The following is a 1,291-nucleotide window of genomic DNA, read 5'->3' as shown; positions in this document are numbered from 1 at the left end:
CGCTTTCTGCGACGGCCGTTCCGGGAAACCGAGACCATGCGGGTCGGCTGGCTCCATCTTCCCGCCGAGAGCTGGCGTGCCGGCACCCGCGCACTCACCTGCACAATCATGTTCGTGGACGGGCGCGGTGGATTCGCCACGATCACCGGCGCCCTGTCCCACACCGGCGAAGGCGTCATGGCCTGAGGAAGCGGAAGATCCCCGCGCAGGAGGGGGCGACCGCAGCCCGAATTTTTCGGGATTGAGTATGGGGAAGATCCCCGCGCGGGCGGAGACGACTAGGGCGCTGGTCAGGTAACCATACGTATCCCTCCTGAACGATGGCACGCTTCGATGGACGTCGGCCACCAGAGAAGATCGGCGTAATTTTGTCGCTGTGTACGCTTTTGCGGCCAAAAAGCGTACACAACGACAAACTCTCCTGGATCATGGCCTGCGCGGGTGGTCGTGGATGGGATCCGCGCTACTTGACCGGCGTTCTAGATCAGGACCTCGGCCACGTCGCCGGCCGCAGGAAGATCCCCGCGCGGGCGGGGACGACGTCAACCAGACCTACCGCGCCCTGCAGCAGTGGGGAAGATCCCCGCGCGGGCGGGGACGACACGATGGGTGATCCGACGGGGCTGGCGAGCGCCGGAAGATCCCCGCGCGGGCGGGGACGACGCCGCCCACACCGCGGCGTGCCGGGCGCCGACGGGAAGATCCCCGTGCGGGCGGGGACGACGACCTCGGCTACTCGCCCCAGCAGATCGAACGGGGAAGATCCCCGCGCGGGCGGGGACGACGTGGCATATCCCGTCCACACGGGGTAGAACGCAGGAAGATCCCCGCGCGGGCGGGGACGACCTCCTCACCGGGCATGTCATGCCGGTAGTTGGAGGAAGATCCCCGCGCGGGCGGGGACGACTATGCCCGTTGGCGCACACGATGCTTCTCGTAAGGAAGATCCCCGCGCGGGCGGGGACGACGACGCTGGGGACGCTGGGACGGACGCTGACCCGGGAAGATCCCCGCGCGGGCGGGGACGACGCTGGAGGGGACACGGCGCCGGATAGGCAGCGGGGAAGATCCCCGCGCGGGCGGGGACGACGTCCCTGCCGCCGGCGGACGGGCAACCCGGGTGGGAAGATCCCCGCGCGGGCGGGGACGACCCTCCAGCCGTGCCAGAGCCGGCGCCCCCGGACGGAAGATCCCCGCGCGGGCGGGGACGACGTCTAACCCGGTTGACACGGTCGCCTAGCCCGGGGAAGATCCCCGCGCGGGCGGGGACGACAACGGTCCGGAACTCCGC

The 1,291-nt window shown here is 70.1% G+C and carries 1 pseudogene and 1 CRISPR repeat array; the pseudogene reads left to right on the top strand.

The annotated features are described in order from the left end of the window. Positions 1 to 186, top strand: a pseudogene (locus AC5LSR_RS22350) (hypothetical protein); the annotation flags it as partial. Between the two features lie 326 nt (positions 187 to 512). After that, a CRISPR array of direct repeats spans positions 513 to 1,273; the repeat unit is 28 nt; unit sequence GGAAGATCCCCGCGCGGGCGGGGACGAC. Positions 1,274 to 1,291: the final 18 nt, after the last annotated feature.

The organism is Protofrankia sp. CiP1_Cm_nod4, from assembly GCF_982290645.1.
This window is presented reverse-complemented; position numbering and strand designations above follow the sequence as displayed.